General features: G+C 41.3%; 21 protein-coding genes and 2 pseudogenes. 15 read left to right on the plus strand and 8 right to left on the minus strand.

Features of this window, described 5'->3' with window-relative positions; translation table 11 throughout:
- Positions 1-248 precede the first annotated feature (248 nt).
- Complete coding sequence (locus H6G96_RS25450; protein WP_190914674.1) at positions 249-3599, minus strand: PAS domain-containing protein; 3351 nt, start codon at positions 3597-3599, stop codon at positions 249-251.
- Positions 3600-3821: 222 nt separating this feature from the next.
- Positions 3822-4991: a TPR domain-containing glycosyltransferase gene (locus H6G96_RS25455; protein WP_190914796.1), complete on the minus strand. Its 1170-nt coding sequence runs from the start codon at positions 4989-4991 to the stop codon at positions 3822-3824.
- 301 nt (positions 4992-5292) lie between these two features.
- Here H6G96_RS25455 and H6G96_RS25460 point away from each other — a divergent pair, with 301 nt between their 5' ends.
- The 6 genes and pseudogenes from H6G96_RS25460 to H6G96_RS25485 all read left to right on the plus strand — a co-directional run bounded on the left by H6G96_RS25460 (position 5293) and on the right by H6G96_RS25485 (position 11280).
- Positions 5293-6555, plus strand: coding sequence for a proton extrusion protein PcxA (locus tag H6G96_RS25460; RefSeq protein WP_190914676.1), 1263 nt, complete (start codon positions 5293-5295; stop codon positions 6553-6555).
- Between the two features lie 163 nt (positions 6556-6718).
- Positions 6719-7195 carry a hypothetical protein gene (locus tag H6G96_RS25465; RefSeq protein ID WP_190914678.1) on the plus strand — a complete coding sequence of 159 codons (477 nt, stop codon included), beginning with the start codon at positions 6719-6721 and terminating at the stop codon, positions 7193-7195.
- Positions 7196-7444: 249 nt separating this feature from the next.
- A pseudogene (locus H6G96_RS25470) lies at positions 7445-8062 on the plus strand (chemotaxis protein CheB).
- A gap of 528 nt (positions 8063-8590) precedes the next feature.
- Positions 8591-10125 (plus strand): annotated as a pseudogene (locus H6G96_RS25475) (CheR family methyltransferase); the annotation flags it as partial.
- A gap of 93 nt (positions 10126-10218) precedes the next feature.
- Positions 10219-10857 (plus strand): tRNA isopentenyl-2-thiomethyl-A-37 hydroxylase MiaE, encoded by a 639-nt coding sequence (gene miaE / locus H6G96_RS25480; RefSeq protein WP_190914681.1) that lies wholly within the window; start codon positions 10219-10221, stop codon positions 10855-10857.
- Between the two features lie 18 nt (positions 10858-10875).
- Positions 10876-11280: a VOC family protein gene (locus H6G96_RS25485; protein WP_190914683.1), complete on the plus strand. Its 405-nt coding sequence runs from the start codon at positions 10876-10878 to the stop codon at positions 11278-11280.
- Positions 11281-11493: 213 nt separating this feature from the next.
- Here H6G96_RS25485 and H6G96_RS25490 read toward each other — a convergent pair whose 3' ends face one another.
- Entirely contained in the window at positions 11494-12108 is a 615-nt protein-coding gene (locus H6G96_RS25490; protein ID WP_190914685.1) for a PEP-CTERM sorting domain-containing protein, read from the minus strand.
- Positions 12109-12706: 598 nt separating this feature from the next.
- Between H6G96_RS25490 and H6G96_RS25495 the strand changes: the two genes are divergently transcribed.
- From H6G96_RS25495 to H6G96_RS25510, 4 genes are all read left to right on the plus strand, one after another.
- Positions 12707-14017 carry an alkaline phosphatase PhoX gene (locus H6G96_RS25495; protein ID WP_190914687.1) on the plus strand — a complete coding sequence of 437 codons (1311 nt, stop codon included), beginning with the start codon at positions 12707-12709 and terminating at the stop codon, positions 14015-14017.
- A gap of 267 nt (positions 14018-14284) precedes the next feature.
- Complete coding sequence (locus H6G96_RS25500) at positions 14285-14776, plus strand: GNAT family N-acetyltransferase (RefSeq protein WP_190914689.1); 492 nt, start codon at positions 14285-14287, stop codon at positions 14774-14776.
- A gap of 30 nt (positions 14777-14806) precedes the next feature.
- Positions 14807-15484, plus strand: a complete 678-nt coding sequence (locus H6G96_RS25505; RefSeq protein ID WP_190914691.1) for a ComF family protein — start codon at positions 14807-14809, stop codon at positions 15482-15484.
- 86 nt (positions 15485-15570) lie between these two features.
- The gene (locus H6G96_RS25510; RefSeq protein WP_190732592.1) at positions 15571-16026 is read left to right on the plus strand and encodes a PPC domain-containing protein; all 456 of its coding nucleotides are present in this window, start codon (positions 15571-15573) and stop codon (positions 16024-16026) included.
- A gap of 50 nt (positions 16027-16076) precedes the next feature.
- On the opposite strand, the gene cobS is transcribed toward H6G96_RS25510, so the two are convergent.
- The gene (cobS, locus tag H6G96_RS25515; protein WP_190914693.1) at positions 16077-16850 is read right to left on the minus strand and encodes an adenosylcobinamide-GDP ribazoletransferase; all 774 of its coding nucleotides are present in this window, start codon (positions 16848-16850) and stop codon (positions 16077-16079) included.
- Positions 16851-17225: 375 nt separating this feature from the next.
- Between cobS and H6G96_RS25520 the strand changes: the two genes are divergently transcribed.
- From H6G96_RS25520 to psbM, 5 genes are all read left to right on the plus strand, one after another.
- On the plus strand, positions 17226-17678 hold the full coding sequence (locus tag H6G96_RS25520) for a hypothetical protein (RefSeq protein WP_190914695.1): 453 nt from the start codon (positions 17226-17228) through the stop codon (positions 17676-17678).
- Between the two features lie 130 nt (positions 17679-17808).
- Entirely contained in the window at positions 17809-18954 is a 1146-nt protein-coding gene (gene tgt, locus H6G96_RS25525; RefSeq protein WP_190914697.1) for a tRNA guanosine(34) transglycosylase Tgt, read from the plus strand.
- Between the two features lie 88 nt (positions 18955-19042).
- Positions 19043-19180 (plus strand): photosystem II reaction center protein K, encoded by a 138-nt coding sequence (locus tag H6G96_RS25530; protein WP_006195022.1) that lies wholly within the window; start codon positions 19043-19045, stop codon positions 19178-19180.
- Positions 19181-19365: 185 nt separating this feature from the next.
- Positions 19366-19662: a 2Fe-2S iron-sulfur cluster-binding protein gene (locus tag H6G96_RS25535; RefSeq protein ID WP_190732583.1), complete on the plus strand. Its 297-nt coding sequence runs from the start codon at positions 19366-19368 to the stop codon at positions 19660-19662.
- Positions 19663-19822: 160 nt separating this feature from the next.
- Positions 19823-19939 carry a photosystem II reaction center protein PsbM gene (gene psbM, locus H6G96_RS25540; protein ID WP_096540882.1) on the plus strand — a complete coding sequence of 39 codons (117 nt, stop codon included), beginning with the start codon at positions 19823-19825 and terminating at the stop codon, positions 19937-19939.
- A 190-nt stretch (positions 19940-20129) separates the two neighbouring features.
- On the opposite strand, the gene H6G96_RS25545 is transcribed toward psbM, so the two are convergent.
- From H6G96_RS25545 to H6G96_RS25560, 4 genes are all read right to left on the minus strand, one after another.
- The gene (locus H6G96_RS25545) at positions 20130-20981 is read right to left on the minus strand and encodes a universal stress protein (protein ID WP_190914699.1); all 852 of its coding nucleotides are present in this window, start codon (positions 20979-20981) and stop codon (positions 20130-20132) included.
- 522 nt (positions 20982-21503) lie between these two features.
- The gene (locus tag H6G96_RS25550) at positions 21504-23075 is read right to left on the minus strand and encodes an alkaline phosphatase (protein ID WP_190914701.1); all 1572 of its coding nucleotides are present in this window, start codon (positions 23073-23075) and stop codon (positions 21504-21506) included.
- Between the two features lie 479 nt (positions 23076-23554).
- A complete protein-coding gene (locus H6G96_RS25555) occupies positions 23555-24820 on the minus strand; it encodes a glutamate-5-semialdehyde dehydrogenase (RefSeq protein ID WP_190914703.1) in 1266 nt (421 codons plus the stop codon).
- Between the two features lie 4 nt (positions 24821-24824).
- Positions 24825-25232: a hypothetical protein gene (locus tag H6G96_RS25560; RefSeq protein ID WP_094348002.1), complete on the minus strand. Its 408-nt coding sequence runs from the start codon at positions 25230-25232 to the stop codon at positions 24825-24827.
- Positions 25233-25696 lie beyond the last annotated feature (464 nt).

A 25696-nucleotide genomic window follows, 5' to 3' on the forward strand; every position in this document is an offset into this window, starting at 1 on the left:
TGATAATTTCTCTGGAGGTGGGGCAAGAAATCCGGTTTCACTCCACCAATAAAAGGGACTGGGGATTAGGTTATAAAACGAAAAATTATGATGGTTGCTCTGACCCCTTCCAAATTTTGGGATGTTTCCCAGTCCCCATTCCCCAGTTCCCAGTACCGGAGTGGCGAGGAGTTGAACCCAGCGTTTTCATATAAGTGCAACGCTTTTTCACGTTTTGAGTCAGCCAGAAGCATTACTATAAAAAAGTTTTAGTTATACCTTTGCCTTAGCAAATCTGCAATTGAGGTTAGTAATTCAGTTGGTTGTACTGGTTTGGCAACGTGTTTTTGAAACCCAGCCGCTAAGACTCGATCGCGATCGCTGTCTCTAGCATAGGCTGTAAGGGCAATGGCAGGAATTTCCCCTCCCATTGCTCTGAGTACTCTAATCAGGCTATAGCCATCCATCTCTGGCATTCCTAAATCACTGATTAATAAATCAGGTACAGTCTTTACTATGACAGCCAGTGCCTCAGTTGCTGATGCTGCAAGAGTTGTCAGCGCCCCATTCTGTTGTAGCAAAAAGTGTAAAAACTCCCGTGTATCTGCATCATCATCAACAATCAATACCCGTAGTCCAAACAGAAGTGACGAGTCAAATTCCTCCCCTGCCTCCTCTGCTTCCTCTGCTCCCCCTGCCTCCCCTACTCCCTCACTCTCCTTCATCACGGGCAGCTTGACAGTAAAAGTTGCTCCCTGTCCAATTCCTGGGCTAGCTGCTGTTATAGTTCCACCATGCAACTCTACCAGGTGGCGAACTATTGCCAATCCCAACCCCAGCCCGCCAAATTTTCTGGTTGTGCTGCTATCGGCTTGACGAAAATATTCAAATATATAGGGTAGAAATTCAGGGGAAATACCTTGACCTGTGTCTTTAACTTGAATCAGTGCCGAGTTGGAATTCAATTCCCAACTCAATGATAGCCTGACTTCCACAGATCCATTACGGGGAGTGAACTTGACTGCGTTCGATAGTAAATTCCCCACAACTTGCTGTAAGCGATAATAATCGCCTAACACTCTACCAACATTGGGGTCAAGCTGTACGCTTATTTGGATGGATTTGCTTTGGGCGATTAACCTGACTGTTTCTAATGCAGCATCAATTACAGCTACCAGATTAACAGTGGCAAAAGTCAGGTTTAACTTACCGCGAATAATTCGGGATACATCCAGCAACTCATCAATTAATTCAATCTGCAATTGAGCATTTCTTTCGATGGTTTCCAAAGCACGATTTGTAGTAGCTTCATCAAATTTGCGGCTTTTGAGTAGCGATGACCAGCCTAAAATGGGGTTGAGGGGCGATCGCAATTCATGGGAAAGAATAGCGAGAAACTCATCTTTGTTCCGGTTTGCCTGTTTGAGTTCCTCTGCTTGTTGCCTAAGTGCCTGTTCTAATTGCTTCCTGGGGGTTAGGTCAAGAATAAAACAGATCCAAGACACTGGATCTTGCTCCACTAAAGCACCACCGATTAGTATGGGAATACGGGAACCATCTTTGCGGATGTATTCTTTTTCATAGGGAGTACATACTCCAACCGTTAAAAGTTGCTCTAGCCCCAGATCATCAAAAGTGTGATATTCAGGCGGGGTGATGTGTTGTCTGCATATCTTACCTGCCAAGAGTTCCTCTCGGCTATAACCCACCATTTCTAAAAAAGCCTCGTTTGCCTCAGTAATGCAGTCAGGAGTGGCGAAGATAATGCCAATAATATTGGAATCAACTAACCGCCTTAATTGAGTTTCGCGCTGGCGCAAATCATTTTCTGCTTGTTTGCGCTGGGTAATATCCTGGGTAGTACCCATCATTCGGACTGGCTTCTCAGTATCGTAAAAGACACGACCTTTGGTAGCAATCCAATGAATGCTACCATCAGGCCAAACGCTGCGGTATTCAATGTCACACTCAACCTTTTCCTGAAAAGAGCGGGCGATCGCTTCATTAATGCGTTGACAGTCATCTGGATGTATGCAGTTAAGGAAAAGCTCATAGTCCATTTCGACTTCTGGAGCCAGTCCAAACAACTGTTTACATTTCTCTGTCCAAATTAACTCGTTGGTGGTGATATTCCAAAACCACATACCCAGTTCAGCAGCCGTAGTGGCTAACCGAATCCGTTCTTCGCTCTCGCGCAAGTTTGCTTCAACTCGCTGGCGTTCGCGCAACGCAACTTGCTGTTCAGTAATATCAGTACTAGCACCAACTACCCTAACTACTTGACCATTTGCATCCCGGACAGCAAACCCCTGGTCTATCACCCACAAATAGCGGCCATCTTTGTGACGAACTCGGTACTCGATGTTATAACGGTTACTACTGCCCATACTAGCGATGAACTGGTCATGAACTCTTTGTTGGTCATCAGGGTGAATGAGTTGTTGCCACCACTCGAAGGTAGGTTCAGCTTCTTGTTGTGTGTAGCCAAAAACCTCGGTTAGACCCTGGGTTCTTTCCACACTACCTCTGTGAATCTCCCAGTCGTAAATTAGACAATTAACCGCCGCTGCTGCTAGCTCAAACCTTTCGTTACTTTGCCGCAAAGAAATTTCTATGTGTCGTCGCTCTGTAATATCACAAGCGATCCCCAAAAGATATTGCGGCAATCCTTCAGCAGTTTTGCTGTACACAGTGTCATAGCTACAAAACCAGCGCCACTCTCCATTACCATGTCGAATTCGGTACTCAAAGGTGAGGACTTCGCCCTGAGCAGCAGAATTAAATTTTTCAAAATAGCTAGAAAGTCTAGCCAAATCTTCAGGGTGTAGAAGTTGGGTAAATAAATCTTTTCCCATTGCCTGGATTTCTGCTGGTGTGTAGCCCCAACCTTGAGCAATTTCGTAATTAACATAAGAATTTCGCTGCTCAATTAGGTCATAAATGTAGAGTATCCCCGGAAGAGTGCCAGCAATTTTTTGAAACAGACGTTGAGCATCCCACTGTGGCTTAAATTCATCTGTATCAACGAAGAGGCAGGGGGAAGGAAGCAGGGGGATAGAATTCTTCCCTTTTCTCTCTGCTCCACTTCGGCTACGCTCAGTGATCACCTGCTCCCTTGCCTCTTTTTCAACTCGTTGAGTATCTTGATCGCAGGTAGAGTTTTCCTCAAGCTGTGCGTGCTTAGATTCAGTAATATCCGAAAAAGTTGTAACGATCGCGTAGGGAGTGCTGACTCCAGCTTGGAATAGAGGTTGTGAAGACAACAATAACCAAACTAGCTCACCATTTGGTTTATGGAAGCCACAGACAACATTCAAACAAGGTTTACCTGTTTTACGGGCAGCGATCGCTGGGTGAGACTCGCTGGGCAAAAAAGAGCCATCTTCATGAATAAATTGCCACTTGGGATTGAGCCAATTTTGCCCTACAAGCTGCTCTGTGGTCAGTCCCAAAATCCGATCGCAAGCCGCATTACAAGCCTGGATAGTGCCATCAGCCAACTGAAGCACCATTCCCTCTTCTTTACAAGCTACCAGCAAATAATTTGCTTTTTTACTAGCTTGTGAGTGCAGCAGCTTCTCATTAGCCAGTTGGTTTTGGAAATTTTCCGCGTCTGGCATTCTAAAAAGTTAAATAAGTTTAAAGTTAATCTCAGATTTAGTGGCTCATATTTACATAAATTTTAGGGCAATTTGTTCCAAAATATTATCGGTCTTTTAATCTTTCTCTTAATCAGCGATCGCCTAAAATTTTTCTCATTCGTACCTATCCACTTATTGCCTACTTTGTCAATACGTAAGTTTAAATTTATTTGCATTTTCAATCCCCAATGCCCCAGACATTTACATTAACTCCATCTCTTGTAAACCCTGGCGTAGTCTCTTCGCCTCTTCGGGATTATACCTTTCATGAAGGGCGATCGCTTTTCTAAAAGCTGTTAAACTATCTTGATGATTGCCAACTTTGAGCAACACTACCCCTAGATTTTGATACGCTTCGGCATAGTTGGGATTTAACGCGATTGCATTTTGATAATATGCGATCGCATCTGTAAATAAACCCAAAGCTTTAAATATCATCGCCAAATTATAATGTCCAAAAACAAAATTAGGGTCAATTTTTAAAGTTGTGGCGTAAGCAGTTTTCGCACCGTTAAAATCTCCTGCTGCTTTGAGTAAATTACCTAAGTTGTTGTATGCGCCTAGTTTGAGTATGGGATAAATTGGCAATTTGATGGCAGCTTGATAATGAGAAATAGCCTGTGGAAGTTTTTGCAAGCGACTGTAAGCAATGCCTAAATGATAATGGAGTTCATATAAAATATCGTAGTTTTCTTCAGCACTAATAACTCCTCGTCTAAGCAACTCCATACCTTGGGTAATCTTCCCGGTTTCCACATACAATGCCCCTAATTTACTGCAAACATAGGGGTCATCAGGATGAGTAGCAAGAAACCCTTCCATCGCTGTAGCTGCTTTGGCATGTTTGTTATTTTGAGCGATCACACTTTTTTGATATCCTACGTGTAAAAGTGCCACTCCTGGTAAATAGCCTACTTGCCAATGGGGTTCTTTGGTTAAAATTGCTGACACGCTATCATCCACTAAGGCATGGTAAGGACGGTCAAAATGGATGTCTGGATGATTGCGAAACAGTCTGGAAACCAGAGAATAAGGAGATTGTTCTGCACCAACTTCCTGGCGGACAAGGTTGATGAGCAAGTATTCGTCTCTTGCGATCGCCTCTCGCAACTGCGGTACAATTGCTGGAGTCAGAGTTTCATCAGCATCTAATACCAGAATCCAATCACTAGTGACATATTTTAGAGCTGCATTGCGAGCAGCGCTGAAATCATTACACCATTTGAAATGATGGACTTTTGCACCGAGTTGTTGGGCAATATAGGGAGTGCGATCAATTGAGCCTGTATCCAAGACTACCATTTCATCCACCACTTTTCTGACACTGTCTAGGCATCTAGGCAGTGTTGCGGCTTCATTTTTCACAATCATGCACAGACTTAAACTCATAAGGGATTTTCAGTTAAAAAAACATCTAATTCTAAGGACGCAAGGTCTTGCACTCTTACAAATATACAAATAATTTAAGCTCATCCCACCCCTAAAAGGGGATGGAATAACATGAAAGACTCTACCCGGATTTCTCACCAAATTTATGAAACCCAAGTCCAGAGGCTGTAGGGGCGGGTTCACGAGATATTCGTGAATGATTGAAGCATATTTGTGAACCCGCCCCTACCGTTTTGTGAGAAATGTGGGTCTAGACTACACATTATATAGAGAGTCATATGCAATGAAAAATCCATTTGTTAAAACCGCAAATTTACTTCGCAGAAATATCAAAAAATATTTGCGATCGCTGAACGTTTGGTTTTTAGATACACCAGAAAGGGCACTCTTAGAAGCTCAACAAGCGGCTCAGAGAATTAAAAGCATTGAGAGAGAACATTTTAACGGCAAGAAAATTTCTTCAAAATCAGTAGATTATACTGAAAACGTGATGTCTTATTGGCAAGTATATCTTGATAAAAATTTAACTATTATTAAAGTAAGACTGATAGAGTTTCGGCTTAGTCGTAAAATTTTTAATTTATCTAATTCTGATTTATTAGAAAAATTGAAGGTGATTGATGAAGTTTTAGAGAAGTACCTTATCAAGGATGAACTAATTCAGAACAGCGCGTTAGTCTCAAATTCTCAATCACTACAAATTAACCAGAGCGAAATTAACAAACAGCCAGATTCATATAAGGTTAATGATATTCCCGCCACACCTAAATCTAGGTCTATTGGTAAAAGACTTAATAGAATTAAAACAGAATTTTCCCCGCAGGCAGAAGAAGAATTTATAAGAAATTACCGAATTTCTCGAAATAAAACAAGGATTGCTTTGAGATTTTTAATATCTCTAATCATTATACCCATTTTAACTCAGCGTTTCTTTAAAGAAATTTTAATAATTCCTATATTAGAAAAAAATATAAAAGAAAATTCAACTCAAGTTTTTATCAACTCTGATGTAGAAAAAGAAGCTCTTCATGAATTATATAATTTTCAAGCAGAGATGAGATTTGAATATTTACTTAATCAAGCGCCTCCACTTTCTTCAAATGTAGCCAAAGACAAAATAAGAAATAAAGCAATTGAAATAGCTCAAAAATCTCATATTCAAACTATTAATGATATTAGCAATATTGTTGCAGATTTAATTTCACTAATTTCTTTTAGCATAATCATCGTTCTAAGCAAAAGAGAAATTGTAATTGTGAAGTCTTTTATGGATACTATTGTCTTTGGCCTTAGTGATAGTGCCAAAGCTTTTTTAATTATTCTCTTGACAGATATTTTCGTAGGGTTTCACTCACCACATGGGTGGGAAATTATTCTTGAAGGTTTGGCAGGACATTTGGGTTTGCCAGCTACTAGAAATGCAATATTTTTATTTATTGCGACATTCCCTGTAATTTTAAACACTATCTTCAAATACTGGATATTCCGCTATCTCAGCCGCTTGTCTCCGTCGGCATTAGCTACATTAAAAGAAATGGACGAGTAATTTGTAATTTAGGAAACTCCAAAAATTGAAGGAGACAGGGCCTCACTGAGCATCTGGTCCCTAAATGCGATAGGATATTTTTTTAGTTGGAAGTCTCTTATTTTGCTGCATTTGTCTCCTGATTCGCTAGGCTATGTATATCCTGGTTCTTCCAAAGCGTACTATGGATTTTGAAAGCAAAGCTAATGCCCCAACTCCCACAGACAACATAGAGTTTGCTCAACCAACTACTACTCGTAAGCCATTAGAATTGCTGCGAGATACAGAGGCTTTACTACGCCGCCCAACCGTAGCTGTACTGTCGCCGATTTTACCACCAAAATTGAGCAATAGATTCCAAGCAACCTCAGTTTTGGCAGATGATTCTTTTCAGGAATTAGCAGAAATTGACCTAGACACTATTAATGATTTTGAACTGCAACCTGCACGAATTTGTGTTGGCTTAACCTTTGTTGGTTTTGGGGCGCTGATGATATTAGTGCTGCTGCTGTACTTAAACACGTTGCGTCCAGAACTCAGTACGGGTGAGCAGATTCGGCAATACTGGTATCAATATGTTTGGTTTGTCAGTTTGGGTGTTACGGGGATGTTTATGCTGGGTCGTGAAGCGATGCGTCCTATCCCAAAGCGAAGGAAATAATTCGTAATTCAGTTTTATAAGGTAAGGGAGATTTAAAAATAGCCACAAAACTTTCCGATGCAGGCAAAACGCATTCTAGAGTAGGGAGATTAGCCTATATAACTTAATAAATAAAAGTAAAAGAATGCTGGAGTAGTTCAAATATACTGTATAATTTATTTAAATAAAGATAAAAATTGTAACTTGAATTAATGTTATTCGTAACGAAAGAGATTACGTAGATATTTAAAGCTGCAAAATATTATTAAAATGGCAAAAAATGCCAACGTTCATCTCCCTCACTTTACTAATGCTGCCTTTGATATTGTCGCGATCGCAGCCTCAGCAGGCGGTGTACCTGCTTTAATTAAAGTACTATCGACTCTACCTCCAGAATTTACAGCTGCGATCGCCATTGTGCAACATCTCGCTCCCAAATATCCGTCCCTGATGGCAGAAATTCTCACACGGCACACAGCTTTTACTGTCAAAAAGGCAAAGGAAGGAGATTGCCTTACCCCAGGGATGGCTTACATCGCTCCACCTAATCATCACTTGTTGGTTAAGAGTGACGGCACTCTTTCCTTATCACAGTCAAAATTAGTAAATTTTTTACGTCCTTTAGCTGACCTGTTATTTGAATCGGTTGGAGCCAATTACAAAGATAGAGCGATCGGCCTTGTGCTAACTGGAACGGGTAGTGATGGTGCGATGGGAGTATAAGCAATTAAAAAAATGGGCAGTATCATCATTGTCCAAGACATAAAAACTGCCGAATTTTCCGGGATGCCCTCTGCTGCAATTCAAACTGGTAATGTAGATTTTATTCTTCCCCTCTATGAAATCTCCAACGCTCTGGTAAATTTAGTTATGAGAAAATCTTACTAAGCTGAGGGGCTGAGGAAATATATTTTAAAATGCAACTTAGTCTCAACATGGTTTAAATTATATCTTTCACCTGCCCACTTTCCTTCCAGAGAATAAATTCTCTGGCTAATAGCATAAGTCTACTAAGCGTGGACTTCAATGCTTCCTAATACGGTTTTAATAAGACTTGATCTCCCCAACCCCCCTTAAAAAGGCTTACTCATAATGGCTCTATTTCCCCCTTTTTAAGGGTGACTAAGGGGGATCTTTAAGGACTATGCACCTAAACCGAACCGTATTGCAATCCTTCCTTATTCAGTCTTCAATAGATAGACTTTAGCTATAAGCCTTAGAATTCATTCTGAGGCGGTTGTTGGACTGGTGCAAGTTCTGAGTTAACGTCATTAATGAGGCTTAGAACTTCTTTAATCAGCCTTTGATACTCATTAATGAAGCTTAGAACTCCTTTAATGAGTCTTTTTTACTCGTGGACGAGTCTTTGATACTCGCAGACACAGTTTATAACTCCACTCCTTTGCCCCCAGCCTTATGACTTCCCCAGAAAAAGACCCCGAATTTGAAAATTTACTAGTTTATCTCAGACAAAGCCGGGGATTTGATTTCACAGGCTATAAGCGCTCAACTTTGATGCGTCGCGTATGCAAGCGAATGCAGTCATTGAACATAGAGAGCTTTGGAGATTATTTAGACTATCTAGAAGTTGATCCAGAAGAATTTAATTATCTTTTTAACACTATCCTAATTAACGTCACCGATTTTTTTCGAGATTCATCAGCTTGGGAATATCTAGCAGAGCAAGTGTTGCCTAATCTGATTAAAAATAAAAAAAGTTCTGACCAAATTCGTATTTGGAGCGCTGGATGTGCTTCTGGAGAAGAAGCTTATACGCTGGTAATATTGATGGCTGAAATATTGGGAGCAGAAGAATTTCGTCAACGAGTGAAAATCTACGCCACAGATGTAGATGAAGAAGCTCTCAATCAGGCACGTCTTGCTGTATATTCAGCAAAACAAATCCAGACTGTACCAGACGAACTGCGGCAGAAATACTTTGAGATTGTCGGGAACCGCTATATCTTCCGCCAAGACTTACGCCGCTCAGTAATTTTTGGTCGTCACGATTTGCTTCAAGATGCACCCATTTCGCGCTTAGACTTACTGGTTAGTCGCAATGCGATAATGTATTTTAATTCTGAGACTCAAGGGCTAATTCTGGCCCGGTTTCATTTTGCACTCAACGATGCAGGCTATCTGTTTTTAGGAAAAGCAGAGATGTTATCGATGCATTCAAGTCTGTTTACGCCACTGGACTTGAAAAATCGGATATTTACTAAGGTATCCCCGATAAATACCCGCAATCGCCTCTTAGTTATGGCAAATTCAGTAGATGATAAATCTAGCAGCCGACTGTCTCGAAACCTCCGGTTGCGAGATATGGGTTTTGACACAGCACCAATCGCCCAAGTAGTTATTGATAACAATGGAACTCTAGTGCTGGTGAACGAGCAGGCGCGGAATTTGTTTGCCCTTTCCCCCAAAGATTTGGCTCGTCCCTTCCAGGATTTGGAACTTTCCTATCGACCAATTGAGTTGCGATCGCTAATTGAACGGGCTTATACTGAACGCCGTCCCATCACCTTGACAAATGTAGAGCGCTATTTGTCCAATAGAGAAATCCAATATCTAGATGTGCGAATTACGCCTTTGCAAGACACCGACACCAGTTTCTTAGGTGTAAGCATCGCTTTTCATGATGTCACCCGTTACATTCAACTCCAAGAGGCACTGCAACGCTCCCGACAGGAATTAGAAACTACCAACGAAGAACTCCAATCCACCAACGAAGAATTAGAAATTACCAATGAAGAACTCCAATCCACCAACGAAGAATTAGAAACTATCAACGAAGAACTCCAATCGACTAACGAAGAATTGGAGACGATGAATGAAGAATTACAATCTACTAATGAAGAATTACAAACAATTAATAGCGAGTTGAGCGATCGCACCACAGAACTTAATCGCACTAAGTTTTCCTAATCTCTATTCTCAGAAGTCTAGAGGAACAGCAGCGGCAGGGGGCAGGGGGAGAAAGAAATTTGATTTTCTGACGATAAACTCCGCAAAGTTTCTTTGGTGGACTATTATTTTAAACTATGGAAAAATCCAAAATTCAAAATCCAAAATTGATTGACTCTGTGCTTACTTATTTACCGACTATTAACGCCCTGAAACAACCCACTAGCTATGCTTGGGTTGAACAAGCGATCGCTAATTTAGACATTATCTTACTTGACCACTCACACTGTGAACGTAAAGCAGCAGGCGTAGCCTTGAACATGATGTTTCGCTACCCTTCTAATACTAAAATGGTTCGGGAACTAACTGCGATCGCCCGCGAAGAACTAGAACACTTTGAGCTAGTTAATCAATGGTTAGAACGCCGGAATATTCCCCTAGCTCCCCTACCACCGCCACCCTACGGCGCAGGTTTGAAAGCTCAAGTCCGCCCCAAAGAACCTGAGCGATTCCTAGATTCCTTACTAGTCACTGGTTTAATAGAAGCTCGCTCTCACGAACGCCTGGGACTATTAGCTGCTCACTGTCCAGAGCCAGAATTAGCAAAATTTTATCGTGGGCTAATGGCATCCGAAGCGCGTCACTACGGTATATATTGGGTATTAGCTGCTACTTACTTCGACAAAGAAATTGTCATGCAACGGCTTGATGAATTGGCAATTGTCGAAAGTGAGTTACTGGCGACTTTACACCCAGAACCTAGAATTCACAGTTAGTAGACTAACCCAACAGATATGAAGCTTCAGTTAACACACCTGAGACTGCTTGTATCCAACTACAAAGATTCTTTTCTGTTCTATCGGGATCTGCTGAAATTTGATGTCGATTGGGGCGATGAAGATAGCGGATATGCTGAGTTTAATACCGGATATCTCAAGCTGGGTTTGTTCAAAAAAGAATTAATGGCAGAAGTAGTCCCAAGAATTGAACAGCCTTCGTATGTTGTCAATCGAGATAAAATTGTCTTAATTTTCGCAGTCGATAACGTGGATGAGGTCTATGAGCAAGTAAAAGATCAGAATGCGATCGTTGTGACTCCACCACAAGATCGCCCAGACTGGGGAATCCGCACGGCTCATTTTCGCGATCCTGATGGCAATCTCATCGAAGTCTATAACAATCTCGGAATTGTTAGTTAAAAATTTGCTGCCAATACAACTATCCAATATCTGAATTACAAACTTAGCTCTAATACCAAGCTCGTATAAACTACAAATAGGGGACATATTTGCAATATGTCCTCCTAAAAATTTTATGTATTTCTAGCCTGACAAATGTCTTGGTCATTAAAGCTAGAATAATATTTAATTACTGTTCTAATCAGCCTAGCTTAGACTATTTAAGTTCACTGTCTATATAGATGCTGGCTTTTTCTTGAGAACTTTATTCATCAAACCAAGTACCAACAGACCAAAAATTGCGCTAGGTTCAGGAATAGCAGTTGCTGTCAACTCACCACCAAGATCCAATCTACAGTTTGGGTATGTGTCACACACTTCTGGTGAGAGATCATCCTTCAAGAATATCTTAGCCGTTGGCAATCCTTGCTCGGTATTTAGGTAAGTATAAAAATTTAACCCTGTCACATCTCTTGCAAAGTCAATTCCCAAATCAAAACCATTAGATGTGTCAAAATTGCCAGTTTGTAGAATAGTCTCTGTTACTGTATCAAAATTGAAATTGAAAGTACTGTCCGATTGGGGAAAATCGTAGTTAAAGTTTTGCAATAAACTTCCCTCTGGATTGAAGAAAGAAATTGCAAAATCAGTCAGTTGATCCTTTGTGACGATGCTTCCAAGAAAATTATCATCATAGCTGAACTGCCCCTTAGCTGAATAACCTTGATCTCCTAGCCAATCAATCTGATAAGAAGCAGCATCAGCACTGGAAACGTTTATTAAAGTAGCTATAGAACTGAAAGCAGCAACAGCTACAGTAGCTTTGATTTGGTTACGAATGCTTTTCATTTTCTTGATAAAAGTAATAGATTCTGATGTTGTGTTCGTCTGCAAACTTTTCATTAGTATGGAACTCAATACTGATTATTCTTTAAAAGATGAACTATATAAAGTGAATTCATCTACCTAAATAGTGAGATTAAACACAGCATTAATCACTGTAATTAGGTTAGAAAGATTGTATCACTTACAGTCAAAAATCTGCTCACATCTGTTGATTGTTTTTTGTAAGATAAGCCATAAATATATAATTTATATTAATAGTATTAAATAATAAAATTTAAGAAACTCTTTAACTCGTCTTAAACAAATAATGTTTCATTTACGCTGAGTTTCATTACATTATTCCAATAATTACTTGTGCTGAATTAAGATATTAAAACTCAACAAGTCATAAAGTCTATTCTTTGTATTTACTTGTTTGTATATAGCCCTAAACCTTAGATAGCTGGTTTTTTGAATACATCAATTTGCCAAAAATCAGGCAGATTTCATATAAATTTACCTTTTATTTACTAACCCTAAATTAAATAAAGCATTACCCAAATTTAATCAAGATCAAATATTTTTGCTTCAGCATTCTTTTTTAAGTAACCAAACCATCCTCATGACATTCTCAAGACGTAAATTCTTTGCAGTAGCAGGTACAACTGCTGTCGGCACCTTGATGGTGTCTCCTATGGAAGGTCTTCTAGCCAGACAAGGCTTTGGTCGAAAACTTGGTAAAGGATATGGACCACTTGTACCAGATCCCAATGGTTTGTTAGATTTACCAGCCGGATTTCAGTATCGAACTTTCTCTCTAACAGGCGAACTCATGAGCGATGGCAATTTAGTGCCTGGCGGTCATGATGGCATGGCGGCTTTTCCCGGCCCCAGAAACACAGTTATTCTGGTTCGCAATCATGAACTTAGCCCTGATTCAGATACACAAGTTATCGGGCCAAGGCCCTATGATCCACTTTGTAAAGGTGGTACAACAAACTTAGTTGTTGGGTCTAATTGTCAGTTAATCAAACACTTCACTTCCATAAGTGGAACCTATCGTAACTGTGCAGGTGGGCCAACTCCTTGGGGTTCATGGATTACCTGTGAAGAAAACACCTCCACTGTGGCTACAAATGATCCAAAAGATCCCGCCAATAATGTCTCAACTTCCCACGGTTATAATTTTGAAGTTCCAGCCAGTACCACTACTCCTGTGAAGCCTGAGCCTCTAATAGCTATGGGAAGATTTAACCATGAAGCTGTTGCCGTAGACCCCAAAACGGGAATTGTCTATGAGACAGAAGACCGGGGAGATAGTCTCTTTTACCGTTTCATTCCAAAAGAACGTGGCAAGTTAGAAAAAGGAGGCACTCTTCAAGCTTTAAAATTCAAAGATATTTTTCAAGCACAAACCTTTGCTGGTTTCCCCAAACGGAAGCCCATGAAAGTAGAATGGGTGACCATTACTGATCCCAATCCGCCTGAAGATACTGTACGAGAAGAAGGTTTCGCAAAAGGAGCAGCTCAGTTTGCTCGTGGGGAAGGTATCTGGTATGGTAACGGTGAAATTTACTTTTGCTGTACAAGTGGCGGTGCTTTAGAGCTTGGTCAAGTCTGGCGCTATATTCCCGCTAAAGAGACAATTGAACTGTTTGTAGAGTCTACATCTGCTGCCGAACTTGAAAATCCAGATAACATAGTTGTTTCACCTTATGGTGATCTCATTCTTTGTGAAGATGGAGATGATCAGCAATTCTTAGTAGGTGTTACTCCAAAGGGTGAACTCTATCAATTCGCCCGTAATGCTATCAATGACAAAGAGTTTGCTGGTGCTTGCTTCTCACCTGATGGTAAGACTTTGTTTGTCAACATCCAAACACCTGGTATTACTTTCGCAATTTGGGGTCCTTGGACAAGTCATAGAGGCTAATATCAAGTTGTAATATCAATGCCAGCGACGTTGAATAGCCCGCACTTCTACTTAGCTCAGTGACCACCGTAGGCATCGCTACTATATCGTGAATTATCTTAGGCAAGCAAACAAGGGGAGGAGAAGACAAATTCTCCTCCCCTTGTCTTTTGATTGACACCTTGAGAGTAGCGCCTGAAGTCAACTCTGCAAGAATTGCTATTTGCTGAGTAAATTGGGATATAGAACCAGAAAAATTTTCTGTGTAAACTTGACCAGCAAATGGTAATGAAAAACTATTATCAAGATTTTGTAATTCGTGATTGGGTGCAAAGCGATCGCACCAGAGCCGCCCAAGTCATCAGCTATGTATTATCAGAATACGGTCTGGGTTGGGAACCGAAGGGCGCTGACCGAGATGTGCTGGGAGTAGAGGAATATTACTTAGCTACTGGGGGAGAGTTTTGGGTAATTGAACACCAAAGTCAGTTGGTAGGTACTGGGGCATACTACCCCATACACCGAGGTCAAAAAGCCGTAGAAATCCGCAAAATGTATCTTTTACCCAGCATTAGGGGTTTAGGATTAGGGAAATATTTGTTACAACAGCTAGAAGCAGCGATCGCAGAGCGTGGTTTTGAGCAAATTTGGATTGAAACTGCCAGCGTTTTAGTGGAAGCAGTCAAGCTGTACGAGAGCAACGGCTACACTCCAGCAACAGGAGTAGAAACAACAAGGTGCGATCGCGTGTATTTTAAGTCATTGGTCAAAGACAAATGACTAATGACTAATGACAAAGGACTATTCTAAATGCACACTTGGATTAAAAATTTTACAGGTTTACTCGATCTTTTTCTCCAATCCCATTGCCCTCTGTGCCAACGTGCAACCTCGCAAGAATTTTGTCAGAACTGCACCAGACAACTGCAAAAATGTCAACATAAAGACCCAATTTCTCTGTGGCAAGAGCCAATACCAGTATTTGGCTGGGGGGAGTATGGTGGCCCGGTGAAACGAGCGATCGCGGCGATGAAATACGAAAATCAACCCCAAATAGCTCGTCCCTTGGGTCAATGGTTAGGAGAAGCATGGTTGTTAAATTCTCCAAAGCAACATAGGCAACCTGTGGTGGTTCCCATCCCAATGCATCCTAGCAAGCAAAAGCAACGTAAATACAATCAAGCCGCACTGATAGCACAAAGCTTCTGCGAAATAACTGGATTAAAATTGAAACTAAACGGTTTAGCAAGAGTGCGAGAAACTGAAGCGCAATTTGGTTTATCGATATCTAAACGAGAAAAAAATTTGGCTCAAGCTTTTGCTGTTGGCCAAGAATTTCGCCATCGTCCCCCAAATGTCCCAGTGCTATTAGTGGACGATATTTATACTACTGGTGCTACTGCTAGGTCTGCTGTGCAAACACTTCGTCAGGATGGAATTGTAGTCTTAGGACTAGTAGCAGTAGCTACTGCCGTCAAAGATGGATAAATTAAGAATTAATGGGCAAGCTTTGACATATCAATGCATCAATCGACCTAATTACCCTATTTTTGTGGAATAATTACTTGAAATGTATGAATAAAGTTTTTGCGGCAGGTTTAAAACAACTCATCATCATTCCTGCCACATTGCTGGCAATAGGCATAAGTACAAGTGCAGCTTTTGCTCAAAATAAATTGTATAGTCCAATTCCTTTATCTAACACTACTGAATTTTCCGATCGCCTTTCAGACAAAGATATTCCCACAGGTCAAGGTGGGTTTGCCCGTGATTACACAGTGAAGTTAGAGAAGGGCGATAATTTAGCAGTTGACCTGTCATCCGAAAACTTTGACAGCATCATCACCCTGTTAGCACCTGATGGATCGACTTTGGCAGAAAATGATGATGGCCCTGATGGTAGTAGCAATTCCCTGCTATTTACTCGCATCGTGGAGACAGGGAATTATGTGATTCGTGTCCGGTCTTTTGGGGAAACTGGGGTTGGCGCTTTTAAACTCAAGATGACAAAGCTGCAACCAATTAAATGAAGTAGTCATTTGTCATTGGGCAATTAATTATTCTCCTTTGCTCCCTCATCTTAAAAGACGGTCAGTACACACAGAAATAAGGCTTCAGTCCACTCGACGACTGCGCCGTAGGTATCTCCTGTGTGTCCGCCTAATTTGTGGTTGAACCACGCACTAGTTAAAGTGGCGATCGCACTTCCAGCAATTATCATTGCTAGTGCGAGAAATAGTTGCTGTTTATCTATCAGCACAAGTAAAGCACTCAAACCAAACAGCAACAACAATCCTGGTAACAAATCTTTGTAAGAACGAATGGCTTGTTTGTGAAATGCACCTTTACCAGTTGGTTTCAGGTAAGGATATCGCGCGATCGCTACCTGTTGTCCCCAACGTCCCCAGCCACAAGCAGCCATCAGCAGCAACCAACGGTTTTCTGGCATATCCGTCAAAGCTGCTATTTTTAGTAACACTAAGGCGATCGCGGCCATTGCCCCAAATGCACCTGTGGCACTATCTGCCATCACCTTCAGCCGCCGATCAGGGTCACCCACTGCTAAACCATCAGCAGTATCCATTGCCCCATCTAAGTGCAGCCCTCCAGTTATGGCAATCCAAACACTGACTACCAAAGCGCTGCGAGTTAGGACTGGCATACCCAGATAATTCATCCCCGTATCCAGTAATCCTAAAATTCCCCCAATTATGAACCCTACAACCAAAGCAAGACGTGCTACTCCCCGAAAGTCTAAGCCATGCAAATATGGTAGTGGAATACTAGTGTAAAATATAATACTAGCTGCCAGCTTTAACAGCAGCTTTTTCCACCACTGTTGCTGTTTCGTCATCTTAGGTACATTAATATTTGGCTAATTGCTAGATAATAGGCTTGATTTCGGTACAATCGACATAAGCAGACTTTAAAATTTTAGATAAGATTTACTTCTATTAGAGATCCTCTTTGGAAGTTTTGTTATGCTAGCCTAAGTGGCACGTAAATAATTTGAGTGGTTTTTATACATAAAACGAATGATTCAGGAAATTAAAATTCCATCAGAAATCAAAATTTGTGTTTTGTATTCGTTAACTAAAAACTTACTCCAAATTATTAGACGATTGCCCCACAAAATTGATATTTTTTTAAATGTAGGAAGTAAACAAGCTATTCAATTATGAAAGTTTAGCTATGTTGTCGCTCTCCTTAGCTCAATCGCTATTTTCCTATGAGTCACCATCTACCCGACACCAGGATACCAGCTCCGTGCATTATTAACACGGGCATCATTGTGAATAAGCTCGACATCCGGCGATTGCTGGCAGATTTAGGCCGAGTCCACTACATCTACACCCAAGAAGATAAGGTACTGAGCGAGGGTGAGGGGGATGTGATGGAAGTTTTTGCCAATCCACAAAGGTCTACCTTGGTGGCTAACCATGCACTATATCTAAATGTTTGTAGTTTTGATTACTTAGAACTCAAACAGTCGTCGCAACAAGAAACCTATTTTGATTTGATGCAAGAAGGAGTGTGTCTGCGGTTAATTCCCCGCTCAACCCCTCTACAAGAGCGACGAGAGCGAACCTTCAATGTCAGCGCTATAGAAGCGATGATGGAGCAAGTCCTCTCAGCTAGATGGGATGCAGAAATTGACGATGACTGTTCTGATTCTTTTTAAAATAGCGACTGTTATACCAAATTTATGTGAAGCTGCGATTTATTGATGTAGGGGCAATTATATAGATTGCCTCTACATCGTATAGTTTTGCGTAAGTCGTATAGGCGCATCTTCAAAAATATAAAATGGTATGAGTGCGAATTTTTCCTTTGAATGTCTTGCTTGCTGTAGTCAGACAAAAGCTAGAGCCGGAGTGTTTTTTACTCCTCACGGTATTGTAGAAACCCCCAGATTTATGCCAGTGGGAACGCTGGCTAATGTCAAAACTATCACCCCAGCCCAGCTACGAGATACTGGGGCGCAAATGATCTTATCCAATACTTATCATCTTCACCTACAACCAGGAGAAGCGATCGTGGCTGGAGGTGGTGGATTGCACAAATTTATGGGTTGGGATGGGCCAATGCTCACAGATTCGGGTGGGTTTCAAGTCTTCAGCTTAAGCGAGATGCGGAAAATTACTGAAGAAGGCGTTACTTTCCGCTCACCCCATGATGGACAAATTATTAACTTGACTCCAGAGCTATCCATTCAGATTCAAAATACTTTGGGGGCCGATGTGATTATGGCCTTTGATGAGTGTCCGCCTTACCCAGCGACTCGCCAAGAGGTTGAAACTGCAACTGAGCGCACTTATCGGTGGTTACAACGCTGCATAACAGCTCATCAAAGCAGCGAGCAGGCGTTGTTTGGGATTGTGCAAGGGGGCGTATATTTGGATTTGCGTTGTCGTGCTGCGGAAGCTTTGGCTAAGTTAGATTTGCCTGGATATGCCATTGGCGGCGTGAGTGTGGGAGAACCACCAGAAATGATGGCTGAGATTGTGAAAGTGACAGCACCGCTTTTACCGCCTGAAAAGCCACGTTATTTGATGGGTGTCGGTACTTATCGGGAAATGGCGATCGCGATCGCATCTGGTGTAGATTTATTTGATTGCGTAATTCCCACTCGTTGGGCAAGACATGGAACGGCAATAGTCCAGGGCGGACGCTGGAATTTAAAAAATGCTAAGTTTCGTGAAGATTTTACGCCATTAGATGAAACTTGTCCTTGCTACACTTGCCAAAATTTTAGCAGGGCTTACATATCTCATTTAGTGCGATCGCAGGAAATTTTAGCTTATACATTGTTAAGCATTCACAACATTACCGAACTAATTCGCTTTACGCAGCATATTAGAGAAGCAATATTAAGCGATCGCTTTGTCACAGAATTTGGTCACTGGCTAAACTCATCTGAATCAGCACCAGATGAAGAGGAAATTACAAATGACTAATAATTATTGACCAATGACCAAGACTCAAACCATGTTAAGATATTTCTCAATTATGAACGCTGTGTTGGATAGTTGGATTTAAACAAACATGGAAGCAGCACTTTTATTAGCAAAACTGCCTGAAGCATACCAAATCTTTGATCCTTTGGTGGACGTTCTCCCAGTCATCCCCGTATTCTTCTTGTTGCTCGCCTTTGTTTGGCAAGCAGCCGTGGGATTTAGGTAAGTTAATCTATTTTTCAATTTATAGAACAGGTACTATACCTGTTCTATTTTTTTGTGAGGCTATATTTGATAAAGTTAATATTTATTAATATATTGTAATGATTTAATATAATAAATAAGATGTGAATCAAGCCATGTCAATATGAAGCCTTAAAAGCCAAGCTTAGAGTCAAAGAGAAATCAGTTATGGGTAATATCAAATTCGTTAAAGAGAATAAAGAAGTAGTGGCGGCAGATGGTGCTAATCTCCGGCTCAAAGCGATGCAAAATGACATTGATATATATAAGTTCATTGGCAAGATGACCAATTGCGCTGGGAATGGTCAGTGTGGTACTTGCGTTGTCGAGATAGTCGAAGGACTAGAAAATCTTTCCCCCCGCACAGACGTAGAAAACCGCAAATTCAAAAAAAAGCCGGAAAATTACCGCCTTGCCTGTCAAACTTTAGTGAATGGCTCAGTCAGTGTGGTTACGAAGCCTTAAGTTCTCAAATCTGCCACTGCTTCAATTTGTATCCAGTCATTAGTCAAAATACTTACCAAAATTAAGTTTCCTGATTTTGAATTTTGAATTGGTATAACTCTGTCGTCGATGATGCTATCCTAATGTTGTTGACTGGAAATTTAAGAGAGGTTTTCTTGCCATGCAAGTTAATGACCTGGGGTTCGTAGCGAGCATTTTGTTCGTACTAGTTCCCTCTGTGTTTTTACTAATTCTGTACATCCAAACTGCTAGCCGCGAAGGTGGAAAAGATAGTTAAGAGTTTGTGTATCAAATAAAGAACCCCTGCACCAGTAGTGTAGGGGTTTTTATTTATCAACCACTAAGCTGATGCGCGTCTAAACTATATAAACACTTTTAATGTTGTTAACTGATGACTGTTGGGGGGTTTTCAGTCATCAGATAAATGTACAATATTATTTGCGTAACAGCTTAACTCTATTTTGACTTTAAGCGATCGTCCGCGCCAACAATACCGGACAAGTGGCATTGACTCGAACATAGTCAGACAAGGAAGATCCGATAAGTCGGTCTATATCAACAAAACTCTTAGCGATGGATGGACGACGATCTGGTGAACCGAGCAATAATAAGTCTATATTTAACTCCTCTGCCAACCGACAAATTTCTTCACCAGGTTTGCCACTGCTGATATAAGAACGAGATTGGATGCCCTGTTTTTCAGCTTCTGCAACTGCGGCTGCTAAAACTGGATTTTTATTTGAACTAACTTCAGTGATTTCCGATTTTTTCCCGCCTAAATCTGTGGCAACATTTGCCAAAATTAACTCGCCCCCCTGAATATCTCGCAGTAAAAATAGTGCCAATTTCAAGCAGTTTTTTGCGGAATCAGAGCTGTCTATTGCTACCATAATGCGCTTAATTCTTTTGACATAAATATCATCTTTTACCAGCAACATTGGGCGAGAAGATAGCTGGAAAACATATTGACTGACTGAGTTGGATAAAATGGATTGCAACCGTTTAAGTCCGCGTGAACCCATAATAATCAAGTCAGCGTCGATTTCATCAGCTACTTGGCAAACAACATCTTTAGGGTCGCCTTCGCGCAAAATTGAAGAAACTTGGCTAGGATCTAAGTTCAAAGTTTGAATGGCATTAGCTAAAATTTTACCGCCATTTTCCCATTTAGCTGTCATGGTAGCAGCAGTATTTTGTGCCTGAACAACATGCAAGATTGTTATTTTTGCAGATTGAATTGAAGGAATTTCTCTCAGGGTTTTGAGCATTTCTTCTGCATGTCCCAATCCCGATACAGCCAGCAAAATCTTTTCTATCATTTTACGTGATTGTTGTTAAATTTACTTTAGTTGTCGCTGTTATTACTTGGCTAAGGTCAGATTTTTACTGCCTTGCTCAACAATCTAGTTAGTAACTTGGCACAAATAAACTTTCTTTTTTAGTATTTAACACTCAAACAAATGACAAAGTACAAAAAGCTCAACAAATATTTAAGTTCATTTGCACCTATTTACTTAAAAATGATCAACTAAACTTCAATTATTAAGCATAGTCTCAATTTAGCTTGGATAACTTAATCAATTATGATGTTAGTTATCATTTTTTATCTATATTCACTTTTTTTAATTAGAAATTAGTTAAGTATTGCAAAGAAATGCCAAAATAACTCTTCAAAAAGATTTATTTACTGTAAGCCGATACGCTTGGATTAAGAAAATTTATTTGTTGAGGTACTATAAAGACCTCTCCCCGGTTTTACTACGTAAAACCGTCCCTCTTCGAGTCGGAGAGGGAAAGATTTAAACTTTAGTTGGACTCAGGGAGGGTTTATCGAACTTCCCTTAACTTAGATGCGCTCCTGGTTGTCCGTTTTGGACTACAAAGGAAGCTAGGGTTTTGATAGAGGCATTCAAGTCAATAATGCTTGATACAACACGGTAGTCACTTTGCCAGCGTTGTGGGGTAAGGTTGCACCGGACGTATCCCCGAAAGGCTCCATCAAAAAACTTAGTATGGGGATTGTTGGGTAGAGAAGCTTGAACTGGAGCGATGAATTGGGCGGGAAAGTCAGAGGAAATTGAGGTTCCTACAAACTCTGTGCCTACCGTCGGTGAGTTTGGATTATTAAAATCAAGCTTCAAGTCATGTACCCAACTAGAATGGATGTCTCCGGTAATCACCACTGGATTAGAAGGTTGGCGCTGGTTTAGAAAACTCAAGAGCCGATTTCGTTCAGCTACGTAGCCGTCCCATTGATCTAAATTGAAGACACCCGAACCTGGACTACTATTAAAATTGTACTCGGCTAGCATGGTCTGTTGAGCAATCACATTCCAGCGCGATCGCGACTGATCTAACCCTTTTCGTAGCCACTGCTCTTGTTCTGAGCCAGTCATCGTAGCATTTGGATCAAAAGCTTGGGAGCAGCGAGGCTTAAGTCCATCATCACAAGGTTGGTTAGTGCGGTATTGCCTCGTGTCTAGTACATTAAACTCAGCTAAATTACCGAAAGTGAACCGTCGATAAAGCAACATATCTGGGCCCTTGGGCAATGAAGACTGACGTAGGGGCATATGTTCGTAGTAAGCTTGGTATGCATTGGCTCGTCGCTTCCTAAAAGCCTCTTGGGTTTGGTTATCTTCGGGGATTAAGTCGGCATAATTATTATCAACTTCATGATCATCCCAAGTGACAATCCAGGGAAAAGCAGCATGAGCAGCTTGGAGATTCGGGTCAGTTTTGTACAGGGCGTGGCGATCGCGGTAGTCTGCAAGAGTGATAATTTCTGGACTATTATGCTGGCGTGGTCCACCAGATTCTGGCCCGTATTCGTAAATATAATCACCTAGATGAACCACAAGGTCGAGATTTTCATCAGCCAAATGCCGATAAGCTGTATAGTAGCCATTTTGCCAGTCTTGACAGGAGACAAAAGCAAAATTAAGTTGTGAGATAGAGCCATAAAATGCTGGTGCTGTGCGAGTCCGCCCAATGGGGCTAACTTCCCTACCTGTTTGAAATTGATACCAGTACCAACGGTTAGGGTCTAACCCACGTACATCAACGTGGACTGAGTGGGCTAACTCTGGTGTTGCCAGCACTGTTCCTCGCCGCACTACCTGTCTCATGTTTTCATCAAGGGCAACTTGCCACCGTACTGGGACATTTACCAATGGCATTCCACCTCCAGAGAGTGGATTTGGAGCCAGTCGTGTCCAGATAACAACACCATCTGGCAAAGGATCACCAGAGGCAACACCAAGACTGAACGGATAGTCAGAAAACCTTGAGTTAGCCAATACCGGATGCCATTGGGTAGCGACTGTTAACCCCGTTAAGAATCCTGCACCCAACAAAAAACTCCGCCGTCTGCAACGATTTGCTAGCAGGTGCTTACCATCCATAAGTTCCATATTCACCCCTACCTAGATGTAACTACAGTTGGCATTCAGGAGGGTCAGTTGTGAAAAGCACAAATATAGCGGTTCTCAGTTGTATGCAATATACTTTGATCTCACTTCCATTCCTCTCTCCTAAAAAGAGAGAGGTTTTGAATCATACTCCCCAACGCTCGCTTTTAAGGGGCTGGGGGTTAGGTCTGTATTTAACTCAACCCAGAAGCGCTATAGTGGCTTGATTTGACTTGTCTCCTAATTGCTGCTCAACCAAACACAAGGAAGCTACCAAACTAGGATCAAGCAGAAATTAAGATTTTGTTAAGTTTAAAATTTGGATTGGGGTATTAGGACTGAGAGAATTTTGTGAGGGATTTAGACCCCAACTGAAACAGAATTGCCGCTACAGCACTCTTGTGAAACCCTCTTCTAATTACGAATTACGAATTACGTAGCTTGCTTCTCGCCGGAGGCGAGTATTACGAATTACAAATTATTTAAAATCTGCCATTTCCCTGAACAATATGCTTAACGGTAGTCAAGGTTTCTAGGCTGATAAATCCCCGACGATGACCTTTTTGGTTAGACATACCGAGAAACACTGAATCTCCCCGCGAGGGATTACGGGAAAAACGCGGGGAAGTGTTGATGTAGGTAGAGGCACTGTTAACTCCTAAAGCAAACTGCCGACTTTCCTGATAGGATTCAGTAACGATAGAGTCGGCATGACCACTACTGTGTTCATTAATCCAGGCGATCGCACCCTCTAAGCTATCCACCAATTTAAAAGCTACTGTTTTAGTTAAATAAGGGTTTCCCCATTCGTTTTCCTTTACGAGCTGCAACTGGGGAAAGGCTTCTACTAATTCTGCATCTCCTTTAATTTCAAAGCCTTTTTCCATTAAGCTGTTCCACAGAACTGCCAAGGAGGATGGTAAAGCTTGGCGATGAATAAGTACTTTTTCAATGGCATTAACTTGGTCTGGTTCGCTCTGATGGCTATCAAGAATTATCCAGCGCACCATTTCTAAGCTGCTATTGAGCGACCAGTAGAGATAACAATTACCCATTGCTGACTTTAAGACTGGGCAAGTAGACTGCCGTACTACCTGCTGTACCAAGCTGGAACGTCCGTAGGGAATCACTAGATTCAGGTACTGGTCTTGGGTAACTAAATCCCGAATTGAAGCACCATGTTCTGCTGTGATCAGTTCTAGACAGCCTGTAGGTAAACCAACTTGGGCGATCGCACTTTGGATTACTTCAGCAATAACCGCGTTGGAATGGCTGGCTTCAGTACTGCCTTTGAGAATAATACTATTGCCAGTTTTGATACAAAAACCTGCTGCGATCGCCCCTAAATCTGGGAACGCTTCATAAATAAATCCAATCACTCCCAAAGGCATTAGCTGGGTGTAACTTTGGGAATCTTCCAGTTGATAATCAGCAGTTCTGACGCGCCGTAGCGGATCTGATAATTCCCCTAACCGTTGTAAGATATCTACGGTCATCTCTAGCCTTGTGGGAGTCAGCTTTAGCCAGTCTAGTATCAACTCTGGCACTGCCATTTCCCGACTGGTTTCTAAATCCAAGGTATTGGCTTCTAGAATGTCGTCAAATGAGCGCTCAATGGCTTGTGCCATCGCCAGTACTGCACGGCTCCGGTCTGCTCCCTTTGTGATCCCCAGCTTTAGGGAAGCTTGATAGGCTCGTTGGGCGCTAGTAATCGGTTCGGGGTGGTCATCTAAAACTTCAACAGTCATTGAGTTAACGTCTGTAGGTAAGCCAGACCATGAGTGCTGGCAGAATAGCTAATAGCACCGCTACCATTGCCCAAGCAATGATGCTAGAACCATTTGCTAATCGCAGCGCTAATGGCAGCCATATAATCACTAGCACGAAAATAATGCCAAGTGCTATAGGCAGATAGCTTTCTCCCAAGCGGGGATGGACAACATGCCAACTATTCCCCATCCAACGCCAAGCCCGTTTGTAGGGATAGGTGGTAGAAAGTTGTTCTAGGACATGACCATTATCTTCTACTACAAAGATTTGCTGACAGCGATCGCAACCAAATGCTTCTGTCAACGTAATCGGAATTAACTGACCCCGACGACGACAGGGACAGGGGTATTCAGTATTGAAATCTATTTTTTCGGGTTTTTGAGATTGCACAAGCGTTATAGTAACTTGAGCGTGTTTTACACGAACTACGACAGTTAATCTTTATGGTAAATGCCTTAGAGGCTTCTGCTATTAAAGATTGCTCTCTTTATAAAGATGGATTAGCCATGCAAACATCACCATGATTGCAATCAGTAGATGCAGCAAACTCTAAGTATCCTAATTTTCAATCAGTACGGGGCTTTCTGTTTGTAGTCTTTCCCCAAATCTGACAATCTTATTTAAAATTTCCTTCTACTAAATAAAATCTAGACAAAGCTAGATATTAGTTGACATTTCAATGGGAGCATGGGAGTAGTTATCCCTTAACGCCCAGACATGACTGAACTATCCGTGCATATGAATTCCCCCATAATTTGAACAAGTTTTCCTAGATGGGTAAAATCTATCTACGAATACGATAGTTCCACCATATCTAAATTACTTTATATTTTACCTGTCTATGAAATTCATAA

Origin of the sequence: Nostoc sp. FACHB-892 (assembly GCF_014698795.1) — a bacterium.
Taxonomy (GTDB): domain Bacteria; phylum Cyanobacteriota; class Cyanobacteriia; order Cyanobacteriales; family Nostocaceae; genus Nostoc.